The 23148-nt window shown below is 59.1% G+C and carries 19 protein-coding genes; 7 read left to right on the forward strand and 12 right to left on the reverse strand.

Annotated elements, in window-relative coordinates; genetic code table 11:
* Positions 1-7: 7 nt before the first annotated feature.
* Positions 8-940, reverse strand: coding sequence for a DUF533 domain-containing protein (locus tag AU182_RS13215; protein WP_066966061.1), 933 nt, complete (start codon positions 938-940; stop codon positions 8-10).
* A 243-nt stretch (positions 941-1183) separates the two neighbouring features.
* Here AU182_RS13215 and AU182_RS13220 point away from each other — a divergent pair, with 243 nt between their 5' ends.
* Positions 1184-2167, forward strand: coding sequence for a calcium/sodium antiporter (locus tag AU182_RS13220; RefSeq protein WP_066966063.1), 984 nt, complete (start codon positions 1184-1186; stop codon positions 2165-2167).
* 37 nt (positions 2168-2204) lie between these two features.
* Here AU182_RS13220 and AU182_RS13225 read toward each other — a convergent pair whose 3' ends face one another.
* The 9 genes from AU182_RS13225 to AU182_RS13265 all read right to left on the reverse strand — a co-directional run bounded on the left by AU182_RS13225 (position 2205) and on the right by AU182_RS13265 (position 12878).
* Positions 2205-2519 carry a chaperone modulator CbpM gene (locus AU182_RS13225; protein ID WP_066966066.1) on the reverse strand — a complete coding sequence of 105 codons (315 nt, stop codon included), beginning with the start codon at positions 2517-2519 and terminating at the stop codon, positions 2205-2207.
* A gap of 23 nt (positions 2520-2542) precedes the next feature.
* A complete protein-coding gene (locus tag AU182_RS13230) occupies positions 2543-3499 on the reverse strand; it encodes a DnaJ C-terminal domain-containing protein (protein ID WP_066966069.1) in 957 nt (318 codons plus the stop codon).
* 130 nt (positions 3500-3629) lie between these two features.
* Entirely contained in the window at positions 3630-4391 is a 762-nt protein-coding gene (locus tag AU182_RS13235) for an OmpW family protein (protein ID WP_066966072.1), read from the reverse strand.
* Positions 4392-4868: 477 nt separating this feature from the next.
* Positions 4869-6245: a hypothetical protein gene (locus AU182_RS13240; protein WP_193754346.1), complete on the reverse strand. Its 1377-nt coding sequence runs from the start codon at positions 6243-6245 to the stop codon at positions 4869-4871.
* A 204-nt stretch (positions 6246-6449) separates the two neighbouring features.
* Positions 6450-6839 (reverse strand): potassium channel family protein, encoded by a 390-nt coding sequence (locus tag AU182_RS13245; protein WP_227718265.1) that lies wholly within the window; start codon positions 6837-6839, stop codon positions 6450-6452.
* 74 nt (positions 6840-6913) lie between these two features.
* The gene (gene tadA / locus AU182_RS13250) at positions 6914-7342 is read right to left on the reverse strand and encodes a tRNA adenosine(34) deaminase TadA (protein WP_066966081.1); all 429 of its coding nucleotides are present in this window, start codon (positions 7340-7342) and stop codon (positions 6914-6916) included.
* 30 nt (positions 7343-7372) lie between these two features.
* Complete coding sequence (gene rlmA / locus AU182_RS13255; protein ID WP_066966084.1) at positions 7373-8191, reverse strand: 23S rRNA (guanine(745)-N(1))-methyltransferase; 819 nt, start codon at positions 8189-8191, stop codon at positions 7373-7375.
* On the reverse strand, positions 8188-9816 hold the full coding sequence (locus AU182_RS13260) for a GMC family oxidoreductase (RefSeq protein WP_082859434.1): 1629 nt from the start codon (positions 9814-9816) through the stop codon (positions 8188-8190). The genes rlmA and AU182_RS13260 overlap by 4 nt, the downstream gene beginning before the upstream one ends.
* 344 nt (positions 9817-10160) lie before the next feature.
* Entirely contained in the window at positions 10161-12878 is a 2718-nt protein-coding gene (locus AU182_RS13265) for a family 20 glycosylhydrolase (protein WP_066966087.1), read from the reverse strand.
* 549 nt (positions 12879-13427) lie between these two features.
* Between AU182_RS13265 and AU182_RS13270 the strand changes: the two genes are divergently transcribed.
* Together AU182_RS13270 and AU182_RS13275 are read left to right on the forward strand one after the other, a co-directional pair.
* Positions 13428-13928, forward strand: a complete 501-nt coding sequence (locus AU182_RS13270; RefSeq protein WP_227718267.1) for a hypothetical protein — start codon at positions 13428-13430, stop codon at positions 13926-13928.
* 92 nt (positions 13929-14020) lie between these two features.
* Positions 14021-14527 (forward strand): RDD family protein, encoded by a 507-nt coding sequence (locus AU182_RS13275; RefSeq protein ID WP_066966090.1) that lies wholly within the window; start codon positions 14021-14023, stop codon positions 14525-14527.
* 39 nt (positions 14528-14566) lie between these two features.
* Here the strand turns inward: AU182_RS13275 and lptG are convergent, their stop codons facing one another.
* Both lptG and lptF read right to left on the reverse strand, forming a co-directional pair.
* A complete protein-coding gene (lptG, locus tag AU182_RS13280) occupies positions 14567-15628 on the reverse strand; it encodes an LPS export ABC transporter permease LptG (protein WP_066968126.1) in 1062 nt (353 codons plus the stop codon).
* The gene (lptF, locus tag AU182_RS13285; RefSeq protein WP_066966093.1) at positions 15615-16760 is read right to left on the reverse strand and encodes an LPS export ABC transporter permease LptF; all 1146 of its coding nucleotides are present in this window, start codon (positions 16758-16760) and stop codon (positions 15615-15617) included. The genes lptG and lptF overlap by 14 nt, the downstream gene beginning before the upstream one ends.
* A gap of 247 nt (positions 16761-17007) precedes the next feature.
* Here lptF and AU182_RS13290 point away from each other — a divergent pair, with 247 nt between their 5' ends.
* The 4 genes from AU182_RS13290 to AU182_RS13305 all read left to right on the forward strand — a co-directional run bounded on the left by AU182_RS13290 (position 17008) and on the right by AU182_RS13305 (position 23146).
* Positions 17008-18477, forward strand: a complete 1470-nt coding sequence (locus tag AU182_RS13290; RefSeq protein ID WP_066966096.1) for a leucyl aminopeptidase — start codon at positions 17008-17010, stop codon at positions 18475-18477.
* 344 nt (positions 18478-18821) lie between these two features.
* Positions 18822-19247: a DNA polymerase III subunit chi gene (locus AU182_RS13295; RefSeq protein ID WP_066966099.1), complete on the forward strand. Its 426-nt coding sequence runs from the start codon at positions 18822-18824 to the stop codon at positions 19245-19247.
* A 27-nt stretch (positions 19248-19274) separates the two neighbouring features.
* The gene (locus AU182_RS13300; protein WP_066966102.1) at positions 19275-20240 is read left to right on the forward strand and encodes a hypothetical protein; all 966 of its coding nucleotides are present in this window, start codon (positions 19275-19277) and stop codon (positions 20238-20240) included.
* Positions 20241-20374: 134 nt separating this feature from the next.
* Positions 20375-23146 carry a valine--tRNA ligase gene (locus AU182_RS13305; protein WP_066966105.1) on the forward strand — a complete coding sequence of 924 codons (2772 nt, stop codon included), beginning with the start codon at positions 20375-20377 and terminating at the stop codon, positions 23144-23146.
* Positions 23147-23148 lie beyond the last annotated feature (2 nt).

Genomic DNA, 23148 nt, shown 5'->3' on the forward strand with positions numbered 1-23148 from the left:
TGACGCGCTAGCGTGGCAGCTGCTGCTCGATGACCTGTACCGCTTGCTCCGATACCCCGAGTTTTTCAGCCAGCGTATCCAGGTACTGTTTTTCCTTGGGGTTGTCTGGATTGATCGACATGGCGGACACCAGGTAAAGGTTGAATGCAGTAGCCGGGTCACTCGCGGCGGATACCACGTCGTCCATACTCACTGGCTGCGTCAAGTAGTGCCGGAACGCCTCCAGATCAGAAGTATCCAGCTGGCCATCGAGCGCCTGCAAAATATTGCGCTGTTCCGCCTCGTCAATGGTCCCATCTGCCTGGGCAGCAGCCACCATCGCCTTCAGCATCACATCCGCCTGGGCCTCGCCATCGCCAGAATCTGCGTCGTCTGCGGTATTCACAAACCCGAACAGGCCGCCGTTGCCACGCGGTGCCGTATTCTGCCAGTTCCCCGGATTACTCTGTGGCCCCTGCGGCCCCTGCTGACCGAACTTGCCGCCGGCACGACCAAAGATCTGCCCCAACACATCGCCGAGGCCACCGCCCAGGCCACCCCCCAGACCACCCCCGGCACCGCCGGGTACCGCCCCGCCACTACCCCCGGACTGCTGCATCTGGGCAAAGATACGCCGTGCGATCTCCATCAATACCGCAGCGCCCCCGGCACCCGCGCCGCTGGGAATGGCGCCACCGAAAATATCCCCATCAGGACGCTGCGCGCCGCCCCCGGACGGGCTACCGCCGGGATTCAGGCCACCGGGCTGGCCGGCCCGGGCCAGAATATCGTCCAGACTGGGGCCGTCGGACGCATTGGGGGATGGCACCTTGCTGAAGTCCGGCCGGTGGAAATCGGCAGGCGGCCGGCCCGGTGCAGGCGCCGATTGCTGGCGGATTTTCTTGTTGAGCATGGACATTCCGGCGCCGATCAGCGCACCCAGAAGCAATTTTTTGTTCATAAACCCATGGCCTCTGCCAGTATCAGAATCAGCCCAAACTTTAGGGTCCGAGGCCAGGCACCACCAACGCTGTCTGTGGCGTCTTGCGCAGTGATCAAGCACCCTGGCGCAATCGGCACTGCAAGGCCGTGGAAGAGTCGTTACAATCGGCCCCCGATTGCGCGCCGCCACTGGCGCGCCCAATTTTCAGGCACTCATCAGCAAGCGCACACGAAAAGCGCACACCAGAAAGAAAGGATCCCCATGACTCTTGCCCTGCTCGCCATTCTCGCCGGATTTGTCCTGCTGATGTGGAGCGCTGACCGCTTCGTCGATGGCGCGGCAGCCACCGCCAAGCATGCGGGTATGCCGTCGCTGCTGATCGGCATGGTCATCGTGGGGTTCGGCACGTCTGCGCCGGAAATGGTGGTGTCGGCAATGGCCGCGCTGGACGGCAGCCCGGGGCTGGCGCTGGGCAATGCCTACGGCTCGAATATTGCCAATACCGGCCTGATCCTCGGCGCCACCGCGATCCTCATCCCCCTGACCGTCAACAGTAAGATCATCCGCAAGGAGCTTCCGCTGCTGCTGGCCATCACCTGTTTGACTGCGGCATTTTTCTGGAACGGGGGGCTCAGCCGTCTCGAGTCTCTCATTCTGCTGGCGGGCTTCTTCGGCTTGATCGGCTGGTCTATTTTCTCCGCCTTGCGCGGCAAGGGCGATGCGATTGAAGGAGAAATGGATACGGAGCTGGAGCAGCACGACATGCCGCTGGGCACGGCCTTGTTCTGGGTGGGCGCCGGCCTGATTTTATTGATCGTGAGCTCACGAATACTGGTGTGGGGGGCGGTGACCATCGCCCATCAATTGGGGGTCAGCGACCTGATCATCGGCCTCACCATTGTTGCTCTCGGCACCTCACTGCCCGAGCTGGCGGCGACCGTTGCCGCCGCGCGCAAGGGCGAGCACGATATCGCCATCGGCAATGTGGTGGGTTCAAACATGTTCAACCTGCTGGCGGTTGTGGGTATCGCCGGTGCGATCGCCCCCATGGACACCGTGCCCGCAGAGCTCATCACCCGCGACTGGCCAATGGTCGTGGGGCTCACCATTGCCCTGTTTATTTTTGGCTACGGCTTCCGCGGTCGACAGGGGCGCATCAACCGCTTTGAGGGTGCCGCGCTGCTCGCCGCGTATGTGGCGTACACCGGCTATCTGATTTACGAAATCACCAGTGCGGCGCTCTAGGCGCCTGGCCAAGAACCATTAGCAATCAACAGGAACGCTAGCGCCGCTCCAGACGACGAATACGTGCACGGAGCTGCTCGATCTCTTCCAGCAGTTCCAGTGCCAGCGCCGCACCGGCGTGATTGACGCCCAGGTCCTGCTCCAGACGCACCACACGCCTGACTCGCCGCACACACACGCCACTGAACGCCAGCGAACGACTGGCGCGATGCGGCTCGATCACCCCCTCGTCCATCAGCGCCATCACCTGCTCCGCCGACAGGGAGCAGGCAATACACAATTCTCGCAGGGTGAGCAGGCTGTCTTCATCCAGAATCACTGCCGCTTCGGCAGGTTCATATTCCGTTGGCATTTGCGTAGCCTCCCGCTTTCGCCTCAGACGCCACCCGCGTCACTGCGCGGATCGAAATTGAATGCATCGCGAAACTGGCGATAGGCCGCCTTTTCCGCATCGGTGGTTGCCGGCGGTGTAACGATGTCCACCACCACATACAAGTCACCCGGCTCTTTGGCGGGCAAGCCGCGCCCTTTGAGCCGCAGTTTGCTGCCGCTCTTGCTGTTGGCGGGCAATGTCAGATTGACCGGTCCATCGGGGGTGTGCACCCGCACCTTGTCACCCAGGGCTGCCTCCCACGGCGCCACCGGCAAGTCCAGATAGACCGTCTTGCCCTCCACGCTGAATCGCGCATGGGGGTTGAAGTGGATTTCCAGAAACAGGTCGCCGGCCTTGCCTTGTCCCATTCCGGGCTGCCCCTGGCCCGCCAGACGAATCTGTTGGCCCTCGGTAACACCTTTGGGAATGGTGACATTCAGGGTGCGCTCTTTGACCACTGGGCGTCCATCCGCGCCCAGCTCGGAATGCTTCAGCGTAATCTGTCGTTTGCTCCCCCGGTAACTGTCGTCTATATCAATTGCGATGCGCGCGTAGGTATTTTCGCCCTGGGCATGAAATTGCCGGCCACCCTGCTGAAAACCGCTCCGGTGGAATCCCCCGCGCCCGAACAGGCTCTCAAAAAAATCGCTGAATGCCTCCGGGTCCGCTTCGGTGTAGCCACCACCGTGAAACTCGAATCCCTGATCCCAGTTTGGCGGCGGATTAAAGTCCTGGCCACTGTTCCAATTGCTCCCCAGCTGATCGTACGCAGCGCGCTTTTCCGGGTCCTTCAGCACTTCATAGGCTTCGCTCACTTCCTTGAAGCGATCTTCCGCGTCGCCCTCTTTGCTCACATCCGGGTGATATTTTCGCGCGAGCTTGCGGTAGGCCCGCTTGATTTCATCCTGTCCCGCACTGCGCTCAACACCCAGAATCTGGTAGTAATCGCGATATTCCATGGGCAGACCAATATCCCTATGAAAAAGCCCTGAAGAAGCCCCGCAGAAGCGAAGTGACAGTAATAAAAAAGGCACCCGAAGGTGCCTTTCCGTTCATCCGTGAACGCTACTCTCTACACCAAGAAGGTGATCAGAAAGAGTAACCAACACCCAGGTTGAATACCCAGGGGCTGTAATCCACATCAGTCGCCGTTGCGCGACGAGTGATGGATGGGTCGCTGGACTGAGCGTCCTTGTAGTAAACATTGATATCGGTATCTGCATCGATGTACAGAACCGCAGCGTTTACCAGGAAGGCGCTATCGCGACCAAAACGGAAGTCCACACCCAGCTGGCCGGTGAAGCCCCACGAGTGCTGGAAGCCCACATCCGCATCGGTGGCAATCACACCACCATTGATGAGATCATCGTTGTAGCGGCGGGAAAAACCTTCATCACTGAAATCGGTGTAGTTCACACCGATACCAACGTAAGGCTGCCCCAGGCAGTCGCGGCTCAGCGGATACCAGTTCAGGTAGGCGTTGGAGTAGCTTGCATCAAAGCTGCCTACCTTGTATCCGATATCATCGATGGTCACATTGCCACGGGAAATGCTCTTCAGATCCATATCGTGATTGGTAGAGCCGATGTACATCAGCTCTACACCCCAGTGCTCTACCGGCAGCCAAGCACCGGAGATATTCCAGGTGGTATCGCTATCGATGTCATAGCCTTCCTTGAACCAACCATCATTCAGTCTCAGGTTGTCATCATTATCATCCGGGTCTACCCAGCTGGCACCAACACGGACAACAAAATCACCATCACTCCACATATCCGCAGCAGCGTATTGTGCACTCATCAGAGCGGCTACAGCGATTGCAAGCGGTGTCAGAACGCGTGTCTTTTTCATTGAGAACTCCATCGTATTCGGCAAATCAAACAGCAATTAACCCAATCACTGTCAGTCTAGACACGGAAATAACCAGCTGTAGAAAAAACAACCAAAAAAAATCTTCACTTGTGGAACTTTTGCACAGCTGTGACGCCAAACCCTTCTGTTTAAATAATTCCACCGCCAGACAGCGAAATCTGCGCAAACCTGCAGCGCCACAAAAATAAAAAATTACGCGCCATTTTGGATGCGCTCTGCGCCAAACTTATCCACACAAAATAATTTCCGCGCCAAGCCTGTGGAAAAACTCCCTTGCGAACATTCCAATAGGAAAATTTCCGTCAGCGGAATTCAGGCGACATTCAGGTCGCAAAAATTCGGGAAAAATGTGCAGGGAAATATGTAAAGAAATGTAGGGTGGGTAGGACACCCACCCCTCATGCAGATAATTCGTACAGATAACTCGTACAGATAAATAGTTAGCTGACCGCCGTATTACCAGTGCAGCGAGGAAGGCAGCCGCGGCGATGAGAGTAGCCGGGAGAATTTCTGCCAGCGCCCATCCCTGGATTCGGTGTCTCCCTCGATATACTGCTTTACCAGCGCCTTGCCCCAGTTGTAGTTGATCACGTACGCGCCGTAGGTATCCACAAACTGCACGCGCTGCGCCGCCTTTTCCGGACTCATGGCCGTGTATTTCTGAAAGCGGGCCATGGCCTCGTCGCGGTCGATCTTGCCATTGATATATTCCCGGGCAACGATATTTTCCGCAAACTTCAGCTGAGCCAACAACGACAGAACCCGCTGGTATTTTTCTGCAGTGGCGGGATCCAGGCCGGCGAGTGGATACAGGGTTTCCTGCTCGAAACGGGTTTTCTCCGCGCCGGGGAAAGCCAGCTCGATACCGTAATTGGCACTGCCTTCCGCAATCAGTGACTGGGGACTGAACAGAGGATATACGCTGTACTCGGGCCACCCCTGCTCCTGTACCAGTTTCTGCTCCAGTAGTGCATTGTAGGTGTGGTGCCCCGGGTAGCCCTCGTGACAACCCAGATCTACGGCACGGTCAATATAAATGGGCAACCCGGAGTTGATCTGAATCAGGCTGTGCGCTTTTCCCTGATACCAGTTGTAACCACTCCACGGCTTGTCCTGCACATATTCCAGCTTGAAGCTTTCTGCGGGCGGCAACGACATATGCGCCAGCGTGCGCTTTTTGCACTCGGCAATGGCTGCGTTGAATACAACTTCCAGTTTGTCCTCCGGTATGCGGTACTGCTGCTGGAATTGCCGTACCCGCACATGCAGGGGCTCGGCGCCGGGCAGTTCCTGCTCCAGCTGGGCCAGTACCGGGTCGAACTCGGCATAGGTCTGCACTGGGGGCTCGGTGTCGTAAAGCGCCTTGGCCTCTTCCTGAAAGTCGCGGAAGCTCGCATCGGCGATGTGGTGCGCATGCGCCGCGAGCGCGGTCAGCTGGGTTTTGAGGTAGTGCTTACGCAGAGTGTGCAGGTCGCCCGCCGGCGCAATTTCCTCCGGCAACCTGGCGAGCAAGCTCTCTGCGCGGCTTGCCAGCTCCGCCGGAGAGGCGGCATCCGCTGCAGCATCCGTCTTCCATTGCTCAGGGCCGTAATAGGCATCTACATAGCTTTTGTCGTGATTACCCAGGGTGAGCACCAGACGGACATACGCCTGCGCAATCTCGTCGAGTTCCGGGTCAGCCTCGCTGGCCCGCTCCCCCGTCTCGTCCCCTGGGGTTACTTCTGCCGCTTTCTCCCCACGCTCTTTTTCCGGTTGAGGAGCCCTGCTGTCACATCCCGTCAGCGCAGAACTGCACAGCAACGCGAGTAAAACCATCGACAATATATTTTTCACATGATTTCCTGTCATAAATCGGCCCTGACATTCAAAAGAAAAGCGCTTGAGAAAACAGCTGACGAAAACACCGGTCAAAGGGTGACCAAAACCAGCTCAAGGTATCACATCCATTTTCGGCGGCAAACGAGGGATGGCCAGACCGCAGCAGATACCGCAGCTGGTGTGTAGCGTGATCGATGGAAACCTGTGACGTGCGCGCGACTAGCGCTGGCCCAGCTCTCGCTGCCAGTAACGTTGCATTTTCAGAAACAGAAAGGAGGCCGTCCAGGTAATCAGCACCAGTCCGGTCAGCGCTTCGAGCCCCGCGGTGAAACGCAGGGCACCATGGGGCTCGATATCGCCAATACCGAGCGAGGTGTAGGTGGTAAAGGAAAAATAAACGCAGTCAATCAGCGTTCCATCAAAATTCCCCTCCAGGGTACCGAAATGTGGTGAGTGGTACATATACAGGTAACCGAGGGCAAACATCCAAATTTCGACAACGTGCGCCACCAGCGCACCAAATACCCCAATCAGCACATTCACGTTGCGACGCACACTGACTCTACGCCCGAGCCAGAATAGAAAGTTCAGCGCTTCATGATGAAGCACGACCGCCGCCGCGACCAATAGCGAATTGATAAGGAGCGTCAACAACATATCTAGCGTCTTTTCTAACGTCTGCTTTAACGTCTTTTCTGGAAGAACTCTCGTACCAGGGTGCCGGCCTCATCGGCCATCACCCCGCCCTCCACCGCAATTTTGTGGTTGAAGAATGTCTGTTCGGCCAACTGTAACTGACTGACCACCACACCGGCGCGCGGCTCTGCGGCGCCGTATACCAGCCGCGCGATACGAGCGTGAATCAGGGTACCGAAACACATGGTACAGGGCTCAATGGTGACATACAGCGTGGCACCCGGCAGGCGATAATTGTTCTGCCTGGTCGCGGCCGCGCGCAGCGCCATTACTTCTGCGTGGGCGCTGGGGTCGGATGCAGAAATTGGCTGATTGAACCCCTCGCCAATGACCTCTCCGTCGAGCACCACCAGAGCGCCCACGGGCACTTCACCGAGTTCGGCACCCTGGGCGGCGAGCGTCAGGGCCTGCTGCATAAAACGAAAATCTCGCGGCGTCGCCACTTACTAATCCTGTCCTGAATTCTTGATGAAAACCCGCAGCAGAAAATCTGCCTCCAGCAGCAATGCGTCCTCCCGCTGCAGCGCTTCACGGGCCTCTGCGCGACCTGTCCAAGCGAACGGGGTCATGGAGAGAAAATCCTGCACTTGCGCGTTCGAATTTATCGCGAGAGGAAATACACAGCGCATTTCACTCACCGCGTCGAGCCCGGCCAATGAAGCCGGCGCCTCATGCCGCTGCGGCTTATCGTACAGCTGGCTTTTCAGCGCCCACAGATGGTCCGGGCCCGGCGACACATCCAGCACAATTCCACCGGGCCTGAGCACGCGCACCAGTTCTTCGGCAGGCCCAGGCGCAAATACGCGCAAGATGGCATCCACACTGTTGTCCGCCACCGGCAGGTGATAGTTCGAGGCTACGGCAAAATACGCACGGGGTTGTCTTTTCGCCGCCAACCGTACACCGGCTTTGGCGATGTCCACCCCGGCAATCTGCGCATCCGGCCAACCGCAGCCCGATAGTGTTCGCGCATACCAGCCTTCACCACAGCCCAGGTCCAACAGCTGTGCCGACTCCGCGCAACGACTCCGCAACTGCGCGCCGATGGCGTCTGCCAGTGGTTCGTAAAGCCCCGCTTCCAGAAACCGACGGCGCGCATTGAGCATGTCTGCCGAATCCCCCGGTTCACGGCTACGTTTTTGCTGAACCGGCAGCAGATTGACGTACCCTTCCTTGGCGCGATCAAAGCTATGCCCGTTGGCACACAGCCAACTTTGCGCTTGCAATTCGAGGGCTTGTTTACAATGCGGGCACTGCCAGATCATACGCTTTCGCTGATTTCCTGCTGATGGTGAGACACGGACTTGTCGAGGATCATCTCCGCCGCTTTTTCCGCGATGGCAATCACCGGCGCATTGGTGTTACCACTGATAAGGGTTGGCATTATGGAGGCATCCACCACACGCAGTCCATCGACGCCACGTACACGCAACGCACTATCCACCACCGCCATCTCATCCTGACCCATTTTGCAGGTGCCGACGGGATGGTAAATGGTTTCTGCGTTCTTGCGGATAAAGTCAGCAATGGCTTCCGGCTGACGCAGCGCTTCGGCCGGTGACCACCAGTCTTTGTGCACGGTTTTCAGCGCGCTTTTCTCGATAATCTCACGCACCATTTCGAATCCCTCAACCAGCACCTGGAGATCCTCGGGATGGGACAGATAGTTGGGCTGTATCAACGGCAAGGCTCTGGGATCCCGGGAGGCCAGGGAAATACTGCCACGACTTTTTGGACGGAGCGCACACGCATGCAGGGAATAGCCGTTGCCTGGCTTTTTGGTAAACCCGTGGTTAAACAGTGGCACCGCGCTCAAGTGGAACTGAATATCCGGGTACTCGCCCGCCAGACTGGAACTGGCAAAACCGCCGGCCTCGGCGACGTTGTTGGTCAACATGCCGCGATTGAGCAGCAGGTACTCGGGGAAATGCAGTGCGGCTTTTAATTTGGGCCAAAGGGCATCGTTAAACCCGACGGCCGTATTGGTCTGCACCACCTGGGTAATGTCCAGGTGGTCCTGCAGGTTTTGCCCAACACCCGGCAGATGGCACTGGGAAACAATACCCAGTTTTTTCAGCTGCTCTTCCGGCCCAACCCCTGAAAGCATCAGCAACTGCGGCGACTGAATGGCCCCGGCGCTCAGGATCACCTCTTTATTGGCGACAATACGATCCCCATTGAGCATCCGAACCGCGGCTACACGATCGCCCTTGAATTCCAGTCTGGCGGCGGGCGCACTGGTGAAAATACTCAGGTTCGGGCGATTTTTAACCGGATACAGGTAGGCTGTGGCAGCCGAGCAACGGCGGCCAAACTTCTGGGTGACCTGGTAGAAACCCACCCCGTTTTGCTGGTGCCCGTTAAAGTCGTGATTGAGCCGGTGCCCGGCTTCGCGGGCGGCGCTCAGAAAGGCCTCGCCGGCCGCCGATTTCCACTTCAGGTCTGAGACCGCGAGTGGCCCGAAGCCGCTATGGTATGCATCACTGCCCCGCTGGTTGCCCTCCGCCAGCAGGAAATACGGCAACATGCCGGACCAGCCCCAATCCGGGTTACCCGCGGCTTCCCAAGCATTGTAATCACCGGGATTGCCACGGGTGTAGATCATGGCGTTGATCGCGCTACTGCCACCCAGCACACGCCCACGCGGCCAGAACAGGCGACGATTATCCAGGTTGGGTTGGGGCTCGGTGTAGTGGTGCAAGTTAAAGCGCTTGCCGGGAAGCAGGTAGCCAATACCGACGGGCATCTGGATAAGCAGACTGTGATCAGACGGGCCCGCCTCCAGAAGACACACCCGGTTCTGCTCGTCCGCACTCAACCGGTTGGCAAGTACGCACCCCGCGGAGCCCCCGCCGATAATCACGTAGTCATACACCTTGCTTCGCGCCATGGCCTTCTCCCTGTTAAAAATTATGTTTATGCGTAGATGGCACCACCAACAGCTGGTGTGTAATGCGCAATCTAACACCGAAATCCCATGAAAAAGCGCCAACAGCGCGACAAGACCCGAGCAATTCCGAAATCCGTGAGAGATTCCCCCGCCGTTGCCGGGGGCTGCTCCAGCAATTGTAGACAGGCGCTGCCGGGAGCTCGCGGTGGGTGATGCGAAGTGAGAACGCAAGGTAGTGGGACTAGGAGGATCCTGAGCTGAAAGTCAGGGGGAGAAAAAAGGGAGTTAGCCGGTATTGAAAGGCGGGCGCCCGATTGCCGGGCACCCGCTACCAGAACAATGGTCTAGAGGGCCTGGGCCGTATCCAGCGCCACCGCACGCCCGGCGCGTTCGCCATCGGCACTGCGCGCACGGATCGACTTCACAGACTCTGGCGCCACACCATCGGTCAGCGCCTGCCAGGCGTGCCCGTCAAAGTACTCCAGCGCCAGGCCAGGGTACGGCAAGGCGGTTTTCACCTGTCCGTCTGCGACGATTGCACCGGGCACCGGCACCCGGTAGCCAATACCGGCACGATCCAGTTTCAGCAATTCCTTCCGCCCCAGCGCCGCGGAAAAACCGGACCAGTCTTTCGCCAATGCCTGCTTGTCGACAAAGGCGGTTTCCGCGGAGAACGTCTGCCCCTGTTTCAGTGGCAGCTCCCACGACGCCTGGTGCCAGGCGCGCTCGGCCAGTGCCAGCAAACGCGGATACACCTGATACTCCACCGCCTCATCGGTGCGCACCACTTCACTCCACAGCTGGCCCTGGATACCGCGCACGCTGGCGGTAAATTCCTCAGAGGGCGAGGTCGCGGTCCAACCGCGGCCGTCCCGGTTGGGATACAGTTCCGCCAGCTGGGCCGTATTCAACGGCGTGTAGCTGAAGGTTTTGCGGGTATCGGTGTAGCGCGATGCCCAGTAGTAACCACGCTCTTTCGGATCGATTTCCTGCGGCATATCGAAGTACAGGAAATCGGAGTGGGATTGCACCAGGTCGAATCCGGTCTCGGCAAAATGCACACTCTCGGCACCACCACCCCAGAACAGCGGCGCCCAGGAATTCACGTAGTTGTGCTCGGTCGCCAGCTCCCGGTCGGCGTCGCTGATTTTCTTCACGCCGTCGTTCCAGGCCGCCATGGTGGGAATGCCCGCATCCGCCACCAGCTTGCTGACCCGCTTGGCGTAGAGCTCGCCCAGCTCATCAATGGCATTCACTTCGCCACTGGCGATCAGTTTCTGGCACTGCGGGGAATTGCTCCAGGGTTTGTTGCGCTGTTCCGCGGTGACATCCCCCTTCTCCGGGTTTTCCCCCGGGCCGACTTCAAAGCTATCGGAGGCCAGAATATTGACGGCCTCATCGCCACCAAAGTGCCAGCTCTGCAGCGGATGACCAGCGGTATCGTGCATGACTTTGACTTCGCGGATCAGCTTGCCCACAAAACGGTAGGTCGAATCGATACAGGGGTTGATATAGCTGTCGTTGTAAAACTGAACCGACAGGTACTGGGTATCGTCCTGCGGGTCGATCAGGCGATAAGCCTCGGCCGCGGCCGGATCGGACGGCTGTAACTTGCGGTAGCGTGCCTCCATCGCCACAACGGCGGCGCGGGCATGGGCGGGCATATCGAACTCCGGCACCACCTCGATCTGGCGATCTGCCGCATAACGCAGGATCTCAACATAGTCGTCCACACTGTAAAAGCCACTACCGAAGTTATCGGTATTGGGGCCGGAGCCCAGCTGAGGCAACAGGCAACGATTTTCATCCAGATCAAAACAGCGCTGGCTGCCAATCTCGGTCAGCTCCGGGAGGCCCGGAATTTCCAGCCGCCAACCCTCGTCATCCGAGAGGTGGAAGTGGAACCGATTCAGCTTGTACGCCGCCATCTGGTCGAGCATTTTCAGCACCACTTCCTTGCTGTGGAAGTTACGCCCCACATCCAGGAACATGCCGCGGTGGGGAAAGCGCGGTGCATCCTCGACCACCGCCTGCGGCAGGCTGTTACTGTTCAGGTCCACCAGCGCCAGCAATGACTGGACGCCATAAAAAGCGCCGCTCGCGTCGGCGCCACTCACGCTAGCGCCCTCCTCAGTGACGGAAAGCCGGTAGGCGCCTGCTGGCTGCCCCTTGAACTCGGCTCCATTCACGGCCACCGCCACCGGATATCCTTCGGCGCCGTCTGCGGCCAGGCCAAGTATCGCTATGCGCTGCTCCAGTGCCGCAACACTGCCACTGCTCAAACCTTCTGCCGCCAGGGCAATACCCTGTGGCAATACCACCGGTGCACCTTGTGGCAGGGTCATCGACACGGGCTGGGGAATAATACGGCTGCGCCAGCCGCTCTCGGCTACGGGCGCAACATCCGCGGAAAACTGTGCGAAGCGGCTCGCGGCGGTGGCGAGAGTGTTGGCATCATCCGCTGCCCGCTTCCAGTTGTTCGGGTCGTTCTTGGTGATCGGCAGCACCATATCGCTCAGGTCGTCGGTGTCCGTGGAACGGATGACCAGGGGCTCTCCATCCGCACCTACCACAAACAGGCGCGGCTGGAAGTCCGATTCAAACTGCATCCAGTTTTCGGCAAGAAACTCCAGTGGCAGCGTTTCACCACTGGCGATCCCAGCGAAAGATGCGGTCGGCGTCAGGCGATGCAGATCGCCATTGACGCGCTCCAGGGTGAAGGCATCGCTGTTCAGCAATACCAGAGCGCGGCGCACACTGTGGAAATACAGCTGCCAGTCGCGCTCATCGGCGCCAATGGCCGGGCCGTTGTTGATCAGGCTGATCCGGTACGTGGAGCAGGTCGCCCCGCTACCCCCTGCCTTCTTGCACTGGGCGCGAAGTGCCGCATCGGCGCCCTGGAAGTTGACGAGCACTTCCTGGGTGACATCAAAATGGGTGGCAATGCGCTCCGGCGCCGCGGCAGCAGCGCCTGATGGATACTCGCCGGCGGACTCGGGGTCTGCGCAGGATGTGATAAAGGCGGACAACGCCAGGCTGGTAAAAAGGGGAAGCCGTTTCATCAATCTTCTCTTTATGGATGAAGCATCGTGCACCGATGCCGCTAGTGTTCTTATATGGTGAAGCAGGAACAATACAATTCGATCGAGTGTCCACCTTAACGGAAAAGACAGCGCTGTCAACAAGTGGGCGGTGCACGGGTTCTTACTTGCCCGATCAGCGCGCAGCCTTGCTCATCGACCCACCATTCATTTCCGACCACTTTGACGCCATTCGTCCTGTGACTGATGAACCAACCCAGCCACTAATGATCCAATGTCTGGGCCACTAGACAATTTTTTTATAAAGCGCCCCTAAAACTAAAAAGTTTTGTTCCTAAAAAACATTGGCGGAAACCTCAGCGCAGCCCCCGTAAACCGGGCAAGACTCTAAATATTCAGCAACGGCGCGGCCTTAACGAACATGACCAGAAAAACCACGGTAGTCAGGCTTTTCATTGGCAAAGTACCGGAAACTGTGAGATACAACGGTTTATAAAAGGGTGAGCCATAATAAATTCAGTAGCTGTTCATCAGCGTTCTGAGCCAAGTAAAACGCCCCGGGGTGGAAAAATGGAAACTCGCAGTATTCGGTTTCGCTTCAATAGACGTCATGCCTGCCGCTTGCCGGCCGCGATCGCACTGGCATTTCTTCCTGTTTCCACCCACCTGCTCGCCGACGATATTTTCATTCCCGATTCCACCAGCGCACTGAACCTTCAGGCCGACAACGCCTTCTTTATCGACAGCGCCTTTGGCATGGACAACCAGGCCCTGTATGAATCCGCGGAAAACCTGCGCAATAACTCCATGGGCATGGTACATCGACGCCTGAACCATCAATGGCTCGAACTCCACACCCGCCCGGACCAATCACAAAACGTGACCGGCGGCCGCGCAGTGAACGAAATCCTGAAGATGGGTTTCAAAACCTATATGGAACAACACAAGCGCAGCAAGCAGCATCCTCTACTGCGCTATACCCAGAGCGGCGGCCGGCTCAACAGCGCGCTGGATTACGATTTCCGACTGTCCGACGACAAATTCAAGATTTCCGTACAGTACGAGTTCTGAGCGGAGGGCTCACGCCCTCCCTACCTCTCTCCGCCCCTCTCGCCCCTGCTTTTTGCTAGAATCCCCGCCAGTTCAAACCAGCGGAGACTCCCGTGCCCGAATCAGTCAAGGCGCCCACCCAGTTCAACCAACTTCCCCACGCCGGCGTGCTGCCAAGGCTGATGGCGTTGATTTATGACATTCTGATCGTTGCCGGTCTTTGGATGGTGTACGGATTCTTTGCGTTGATGGTGGTAACCACCTTTGGCGGCCTTCAGTGCCAACCGGAACACCTGGACTATACCCCCTGCGTCGGCGGCCCCCTGTATCGATTCGGTCTGTTGCTGGTTACGGCGGGCTATTTTTTCTGGTCCTGGCGCGCCGCGGGGCAAACCATCGGCATGCGCGCCTGGCGCCTGATGGTGGCCAACAACAACGGTGTCCAGCTGAGCTGGTACCAGTGCTTTATCCGCGCGCTGGTTGGCCCGGTGTCCCTGGGTGTGTTCTGCCTCGGATTTCTATGGGGCTACCTGCGCGCCGACGGCGCCAGCTGGCACGACCTGGCCTCGGACTCCGAGGTGCGGCGACTGCCAAAAAATAAGAAAGAAAAGAAACTGTAGGCTGAGCAGGAGCCTGCGATGTAGAAGTGAAGGGCGCGGTTAGCGCGCCCGCTTCAACAGCAACCAGCCCAGTAGAAAGCTCGCCAGAATCGGCACGAGTACGGCGATAAACGGGGAGAACCCGAACACAACCGACGACGGGCCGAGCATATCCTGCACCGTCTGGAACACGATCCCCACGATCACCCCGGTAAACACCCGCAAGCCGGTGGTCACTTCCCTTAAAGGCCCGAAAATAAACGAGATCGCCATCATCACCAGGCCGGCGATGGTGAGCGGCTGCAATACCTTGCGCCAGAACGCCAGCCAGTAACGGGCCGAATCTTCGCCCTTGCGATCGAGAAACTTGCCGTAGGACCAGAGATTGCGCGGCGACAGATCCGCCGGCATGGGCACCACCAGGGAGAACAAATCCGGTGAGATATCCGACTCCCAGTAAGAACGCGCCTCCTGGCTGCTGGTGGCACGCTCAGGGGTAAGGCTGGTCTGCCGGCTGTTTTGCAACGTCCAGCGGCCACCCTCATACAGCCCGCGCTCGGAAAACACCACCCGCTGCAACTGACGGTCCTCATCAAACCGATAGCGGGTAATACCAAACAGGGTGCCACCGGGCAGGGCAGCATTAAAGTGGACAAACTCATCGCGATCGTGGAGCCACAACCCCTGCTCCAGCCCGGAATTTTCCAGCTCACCCTGGGCAATCGCCTTGCGGCTCTCTGCCGTCTGGTTGGTTACCGGAATCACCACTTCGGCCAGCGCCAGCCCCAGTACGATCAGCACCAGCACCGGCTTCATGACCGCCCATGCGATACGCCCAATGGAAATACCCGCGGCCCGCATCACCGTCAGCTCACTGGTGCCGGCAAGGGTACCCAGACCCACCATACAGCCCACCAGCGCAGAGAAACCCAGCTGGCTATAGATGCGATCCGGTAGCGTCCAGAGTATGTACTCCAGCATGTCAATGAACTGATACCCCTCCTCGAGGTCGCCCAGCTGGTCGACGATCGCGGAGATCACATCCAGTCCGAGAATAACCAGCAGCACCGCGAGAATCGCCATGGTAACGGTGCGGGCGATGTAACGATCAAGCCGGGACATGAGCACCTCCATTCGCGTCACCTGCAGGGGGCTCGGCACGACGCTTGCGCGGCTTGTGATTGCGCCCACCCAGCAGTAACAGCCCCAGAATCAGAAACGGCGGGTGCACCAGCCAGATCGCCCAGGCCTGTTCAATCTTGCCGTCCTCAATGGCGCCGCGCACACTCTGCAGGGCAACCAGATAAACGATGTACAGCAGCACCGCCGGGATCATCTTGGCATAGCGTCCCTGGCGGGGATTGGTACGACTCAGGGGCACCGCCAGAATGGCCACGATCAATACCAGCACCGGCAAGCTGAAACGCCAGTGCAGGTTCACCCGTTCGCGGGGGTTGTCGCTTTTCCACAGCGCGGCGGTAGACATGGACTGCAGCTTTTCACTGGACTTGGTACGCAGGCGCGGAATTTCCAGCAGCACCTCGTAACTGTCGAAAGCCATCTGCCGGTAGTCGCTCTGGCCCGGCACACCCTCGTACCGGTAGCCATCCCGGAGCACCAGGTAACGCAGCCCGGACTTGGGATCGATGCGCTGCACCCCTTCGCGGGCCACGGTAACAATCTGGTGATCCGTTTCCATGTCGCCGCGGGAATTGCCCAGCTCGGCGAGAAACACATCGTTCATGGTGGATTTGTCGTCACTGAGGCCTTCGGCGTAATACACCGCGCGGCCGCCACTGGTGGCGACAAACTTCTTCGGCACCAGGTGATCAAATTCGCTGCGGGTTTTATCCGCCGTCAGCAGGTGCGAGGTGCGCTCAATGCCGGTGGGGGTCAGATACAGGCTCATGGCGGCAACAAACGCCGCCACCAGCAGCGCCGGCACCAGGGTATAGCGCAACAACTGGCGCTCACTGAAACCACAGGCGTGCAGCACCGTCATTTCGCTTTCTATATAAAGACGCCCGTAGGCCAGCAGAATGCCGACGAAGAACCCAAGTGGGATCACCAGTTCGAGAAAGCCGGGCAAACGGTAGCCCATCAGCGAGAACAGAATACCTGCAGACAGCTCGCCCGACGCGGCCTCTGCCAGGTACTTCACAAAACGGCCACTCATCACCATCAGCAATAACACGGCACTGACGGCCAGGGTCGCGCCGAGCAGTTCGCGACAGAGGTAGCGGAAAATAATCACTGAGCGTCCAGCGTCCCTGATTGCGGTTCGAAAAAGAAGCGAGTGGAATGCCAAATTCCAGTTTAGATACATCCGGATAGGACACCGGATCAAGCAATCCGATCCTTCTCGGGTTAAACTTGTGCGGCGCATTATCACCAAAAAGCCCGGCAATGTCTCGGCCCGCTCGTAACCGGCGCCGCTACAGACCGCTCGCATCGAGCCCTTCAGAGCCGCGGGCCCCAAAGAACATCAAGGAACCACTTACATGCAGTTCACCGCCAAGGTCACCGATATCAGCAAACAGCGCAGCGCCTGCGCCATTCTCGCCGTCGACAACAAAAATCGCTTCACCGATAGCGGCAGTATTCTCGACAAGGCAAATGGCGGCAACCTGGCGAAGCTGCTCAAGCGCGGCGACCTCGGCAGTGCCGCCGGCAGCACCCTGCTGGTCCCCACTCTGGAAGGCAGCGCCGAGCGTGTGTTGCTGGTGCGCACCAGTAAAACACCCGTTTCCGCCACCGAGTTCCGCAAGCTGGCCAGTGCCAGCGCCAATGGGGTGAAGGCCTTGAAAGACGCCACCAGCTACCTCTCCGAGGTTTCTGTCGAAGGCGTGGATGCGACCTGGCAGGCACAGCAGATTGCGCTGGCTGCCGGTCTCGCTGGCTACAAATTCACCCGCTGTCACAGCGACGCCAAACCCTACCCGCTGGCCAAATTCACCGTACACGCTGCCGACAAAAAGCAGCTGAAGGCCACACAGAAGGGTGTGGATCTTGGCAGCGGCCAGGCCATGGGCAGCAATATTGCCCGCGAGCTGGGCAACCTACCCGGCAATATCTGCACCCCCAGCTATTTGGCCTCCGAGGCCAAGGTGCTGGCCAAAAAACATGCAAAGCTGACCACCACGGTTCTCGACAACAAGAAAATGGAATCCCTCGGCATGGGCGCGTTCATGAGCGTCGCCAAGGGCAGCGACGAGCCGGCGGCGATGATCGCGATGAACTACAAAGGTGGCAAGACCGGCCAGAAGCCGATTGTGCTGGTGGGCAAGGGCATCACCTTCGATACCGGCGGCATCAGCCTTAAGCCGGGCATGCAGATGGATGAAATGAAGTTCGACATGTGCGGCGCAGCCAGTGTGTTTGGCGTGATGAACGCGCTGGTGGAAATGAATGCACCGGTCAACGTAGTCGGTGTGGTTGCCGCCGCGGAAAATATGCCCAGCGGTCGCGCCAGCAAGCCCGGTGATATCGTCACCTCCATGAGCGGCAAAACCATCGAGATCCTGAACACCGACGCGGAAGGCCGCCTGGTGCTGTGCGACGCCCTCACCTGGGCGGGCAAGTTCAAGCCCAGCGTGGTGATCGACGTTGCCACCCTCACCGGTGCCTGTGTCATCGCCCTCGGCCACCACGCCACTGGCCTTTACGCCAATCAGGACAAGCTGGCCGACGAGCTGCTGGCTGCCGGTGAAACTACCGGTGACCGCGCCTGGCGCATGCCCTTGTGGGACGAGTACCAGCCGATGCTGAACTCCAATTTTGCCGATATGCAGAACATCGGTGGCCGCGAAGCCGGCTCCGTTACCGCCGCCTGCTTCCTGGCGCGCTTTGCAGAAGACTACAACTGGGCCCACCTGGATATCGCCGGCAGCGCCTGGAAATCCGGTGCCGCCAAAGGCGCTACCGGACGCCCGGTGCCGCTGTTGCTGCAATACATCCTGAATAAAAAGTGAAGATTCTGGTTCAACCGAAGCAAAACAGCTGACGCGAAGGCGCAGGGGCTGGTGACGATTTGCGAGACCGTACGCGGCCCGGATGGCCGCGTCCGAGCCCCCATGGATGGGTTTACGGCGTGTCTCGCAAATCGTCACCAGCCCCTGCACCGCTACCGCTCTAGATTCCGGAGCACGGAACAACCGAAGTGGCGGCGCCGCTACCCGGTGCAGCTTTGTGAAACACGCCGTAAACCCATCCCTGGGGGCTCTTCCGCGAGGTCCCTCTCGCGGAAGGTTTCACAAAGCTGCACCGAGCATCGGCGCCTTCGCAATGACCATTTGTGTATTGAAAGCGATCGCCGATGACCCGTATCGACTTCTACGTTTTGGCCTCAGAGAATCCAGATGCAATTCCGGACTTTGCCTGCCGTCTTGCCGAAAAAGCGTTCCGCAACGGCCTGCGGGTATTGATCGCCGTGGACAGCCCGCAGCAGGCCGAGCAACTGGACGAACGCCTGTGGACCTTTCGGGAAGACAGCTTCCTGCCCCATGCCCCACAGAACCTCGACCAGCAGGCTGCCATCGAAATCAATAGCGGCGAAGATCCCGGCCAGCACCACGGCCTCCTCATCAACCTGTGCACCGAAGTTCCCGGTTGGTTCAGCCAGTTTGACCGCCTGGCGGAAATCGTCTGCCAGCACCCTGACTCCCTCGCCCGCTCGAGAACGCGATACAGTCTCTTCCGCGATCGCGGATATCCGTTACAATCACACAAAATACCCAACTGATCCCAAGCGGAAACCAAAGCCAGCTCCATGTCCGGTCGCAAGAAAAACAGAAAGCATCGCCAGGGCCAGCCGCCCGGAGAGCTGCTCAGCGAGCTTAACTCCCTCCGGGAGCTGCTCGGCAGCGACATGGAAGCGGATATCCCCCTGCTGGATCAGGTGGCAGCGCCCGCAAAAGAGGTGGATGGCAAGCCGGATCGCCCGGGAAGCCAGCATGGGAACTTGCGTGCACCTGCCTCACCACGCCCACCAGCCACCCCGCAGCGTCCACTACAGGAAGCCGATCTGCCAATCCTGTTCAGCCCCGTCGACGAGGAACCGGTCGAGGAATATACCCCGCTATTGAGCGAAACCGACCGCGAACTGTTGCGCCCGCTGCAGAACCTGCCGCGCCACGAGCCACCTGCGGAGAGCGCAGATCAGCCAGAGGCAGCGGAACTCAGTGATCAAAAGCCTGCCCCACTGAGCCAGGAAAGCGCCAAGGAAGAGTTTCAACCGGGCCTGTTCGACGCCCCGCGCAAGCCGGCCCCAGCCCCTCAAAAAGCGGAGCCGGTAGCCGACAGCAAGCCCGACGCGGATACCCGCAGCCAGGCTGCACCCAAGCCGGCAGTAACCAGTCCGCCCACCACCAAGCCGGCCGCCAGCGTGCAAAAGCCACTGCCCGCCGCGCTGACCGAGAACCCCTTTCTGCCACCACACATTCGCGCCCGCCTCACCGGCGGCAGGGTCCCGCGTGCGGAAATGGAACCTTCCGGCACAGCGCCAGAGGAAAGCACCGCGAAACCAGCGGCGCCAACCACACCCGAAGCCCCGGCTAGCGACGGCGCGGCCGCGGATACCTCTCCTGGAGAGGACACCGCACCGGTCCCCAGCGCGCGCGAGCGCCTCATTGAGCAACTGATGGCCGAGCAGCTACCGGAACTTGAGCGACAGCTGCGTACCAACATCACCCTGATGGTCAACGAAATCTACCCGGAAGACGTTAAATCCGACTAACCCGGCCATACCTTTTGCCCCGGCTGTCGCCGGCGGTATAATTCCGCCCCTTTTTCACAGACTCATTCGCCTCGAGTGACCGCATAGCCGGCCCCGGGCGGCAAAGCGATTCAAAGCAAGGCATTCCCCCGCGCATGGACAAGACATACCAGCCAAACGCCATCGAACAGCAGTGGTACAAAACCTGGGAAGAGAGTGGTTACTTCAAGCCCTCCGGCGATACCCAGGCCGCCCCCTACTCCATCATGATTCCGCCGCCCAACGTCACCGGCAGCCTGCATATGGGCCACGGCTTCCAGGAATCCATCATGGACGCGCTGATTCGCTACCATCGCATGAAAGGCGACAACACCCTGTGGCAGGTGGGTACCGACCACGCGGGCATCGCCACCCAGATGGTGGTGGAACGTCTGCTGGCCGCCGAGGGCAAAAATCGCCACGAGCTGGGGCGCGACAAATTTATCGAAAAAGTGTGGGAGTGGAAGGAAGAGTCCGGCGGCAATATCACCCGCCAGCTGCGTCGCCTCGGCGCCAGCCCGGATTGGTCCCGCGAGCGCTTCACCATGGACGACGGCTTCTACAAGGCGGTACAGGAAGTCTTTATCCGCCTGTACGAAGACGACCTGATCTATCGTGGCAAGCGCCTGGTGAACTGGGACCCGAAACTGCACACCGCCATTTCCGACCTGGAAGTGCTGAACGAGGAAGAACAGGGCAGCCTGTGGCACTTCCGCTATCCGCTGACCGATGGCTCCGGCCATCTTGTAGTCGCCACCACCCGCCCGGAAACCATGCTCGGTGATACCGCCGTGGCGGTGCACCCAGAAGACGAGCGCTACAAGCACCTGATCGGCAAGACCATCAAGCTGCCGCTGGCGGACCGTGAAATTCCGATCATCGCTGACGACTATGTCGATCTGGAGTTCGGTACCGGCTGCGTGAAGATCACCCCGGCCCACGACTTCAACGACTACGAAATGGGCCAGCGCCACAATCTGGAGATGATCAACATCCTGGATCAGGACGCGAACCTGAACGACAACGTGCCGGAGAAATACCGCGGCATGGAGCGTTTCGCCGCGCGCAAGCAGGTGGTGGAAGACCTGGATGCCCTTGGCCTGCTGGAAAAAATCGAGCCGCATACATTGAAGGTCCCCCGCGGTGACCGCAGTGGCGTTGTGATCGAGCCTTGGCTGACAGATCAGTGGTACGTGAAAACCCAGCCGCTGGCGGATGAAGCCATCAAGGTAGTGGAAGACGGCCGCGTGGAATTTGTGCCGAAGAACTACGAGAACATGTACTTCTCCTGGATGCGCGACATCCAGGACTGGTGTATCTCTCGCCAGCTCTGGTGGGGCCACCGTATTCCGGCGTGGTACGACAACGACGGCAAGGTGTATGTTGGCCGCTCGGAAGAGGAAGTGCGCGAGAAACACAACCTGGGAGATATCGAACTGCGCCAGGACGACGACGTACTCGACACCTGGTTCTCCTCCGGCCTGTGGACCTTCGGCACCCTCGGCTGGCCGGAAGAAACACCGGAGCTCAACACCTTCCACCCCACCAGCGTGCTGGTGACTGGTTTCGATATTATTTTCTTCTGGGTCGCGCGCATGATGATGCTGACCCTGTACTTCAAGAAAGAAGTGCCGTTTAAAACCGTGTACGTACACGGCCTGGTGCGCGATGGCCAGGGCCAGAAGATGTCCAAGTCCAAGGGCAACGTGCTGGACCCCATCGACCTGATCGACGGTATCGACCTGGAGAGCCTTGTACAGAAGCGCACTTCGGGCATGCAGGTGCCACACCTGCGCGAGAAGATTGAAAAGCAGACCCGCAAGGAATTCCCGGAAGGTCTCGCCGCCTATGGTACCGATGCCCTGCGTTACACCTACTACTCGCTGGCCTCTACCGGCCGCGATATCAAATTCGACGTGGGCCGTATCGAAGGTTTCCGCAACTTCTGCAACAAAATCTGGAACGCATCGCGGTACGTGCTGCAGAACTGCGAAGGCCACGATTGCGGACAGGACGGCAGCGATGATTTCGAACTCAGCATCGCCGACCGCTGGATCATCTCGCAGCTGCAGCGCACCGAGATCGCGGTGAAGGAAGCCATCGAAAGCTACCGCTTCGACCTCGCCTCCCAGGCACTGTACGATTTTGTCTGGAGTGAATACTGCAGCTGGTATCTGGAACTGTCCAAGCCGGTACTGTGGGATGACAACGCCAGCGACGCAGTCAAGAAAGGTACCCGCCGCACCCTGATCCGGGTGCTGGAAACCATTCTGCGCCTGGCGCACCCGATGATGCCGTACATCACTGAGGAAATCTGGCAGCGCGTGAAAGACCTCGCCGGCAAGGCTGGCGAAACCATCATGTTGCAGCCTTACCCGGAAGCCAACGAACACCGCATCGACGAAAATGCCGAAGCGGCCATAGCCTGGCTGAAAGGGGTTATCGAAGGGGTGCGCAACATTCGCGGTGAAATCAATATTTCCCCGGCGAAAAAGATCCCCCTGATCCTGCGTAACGGTGATGAGCGCGATGCGGCCCTGCTCAAGCAGACCCGCAGCCTGCTGACCAAACTGGCCAGCCTGGAGTCCATTGAGTGGCTGGAAAAAGGCGCCGAAGCACCGGCCTCCTCCACCGCACTGGTCGGCGACCTGGAACTGCTGGTTCCCATGGCCGGCCTGATCGACGTGGAGGCGGAAAGTGCCCGGGTCCAGAAGGAGCTGGAAAAGCTGGATAAAAACTTGGCGCAAGTGGCCGGCAAACTGAAAAACCCGAATTTTGTCGACAAGGCACCTGAGGCGGTGGTCAACAAAGAGCGGGAACGGCTGGCGGAACTGGAAAGCGCCCGTGTACGTTTTACCGAGCAGCTGGATTCGCTGAAGAACCTGTAAAC

The sequence above is a fragment of the Microbulbifer sp. Q7 genome, assembly GCF_001639145.1.
In the GTDB taxonomy this organism is placed as follows: Bacteria; Pseudomonadota; Gammaproteobacteria; order Pseudomonadales; family Cellvibrionaceae; genus Microbulbifer.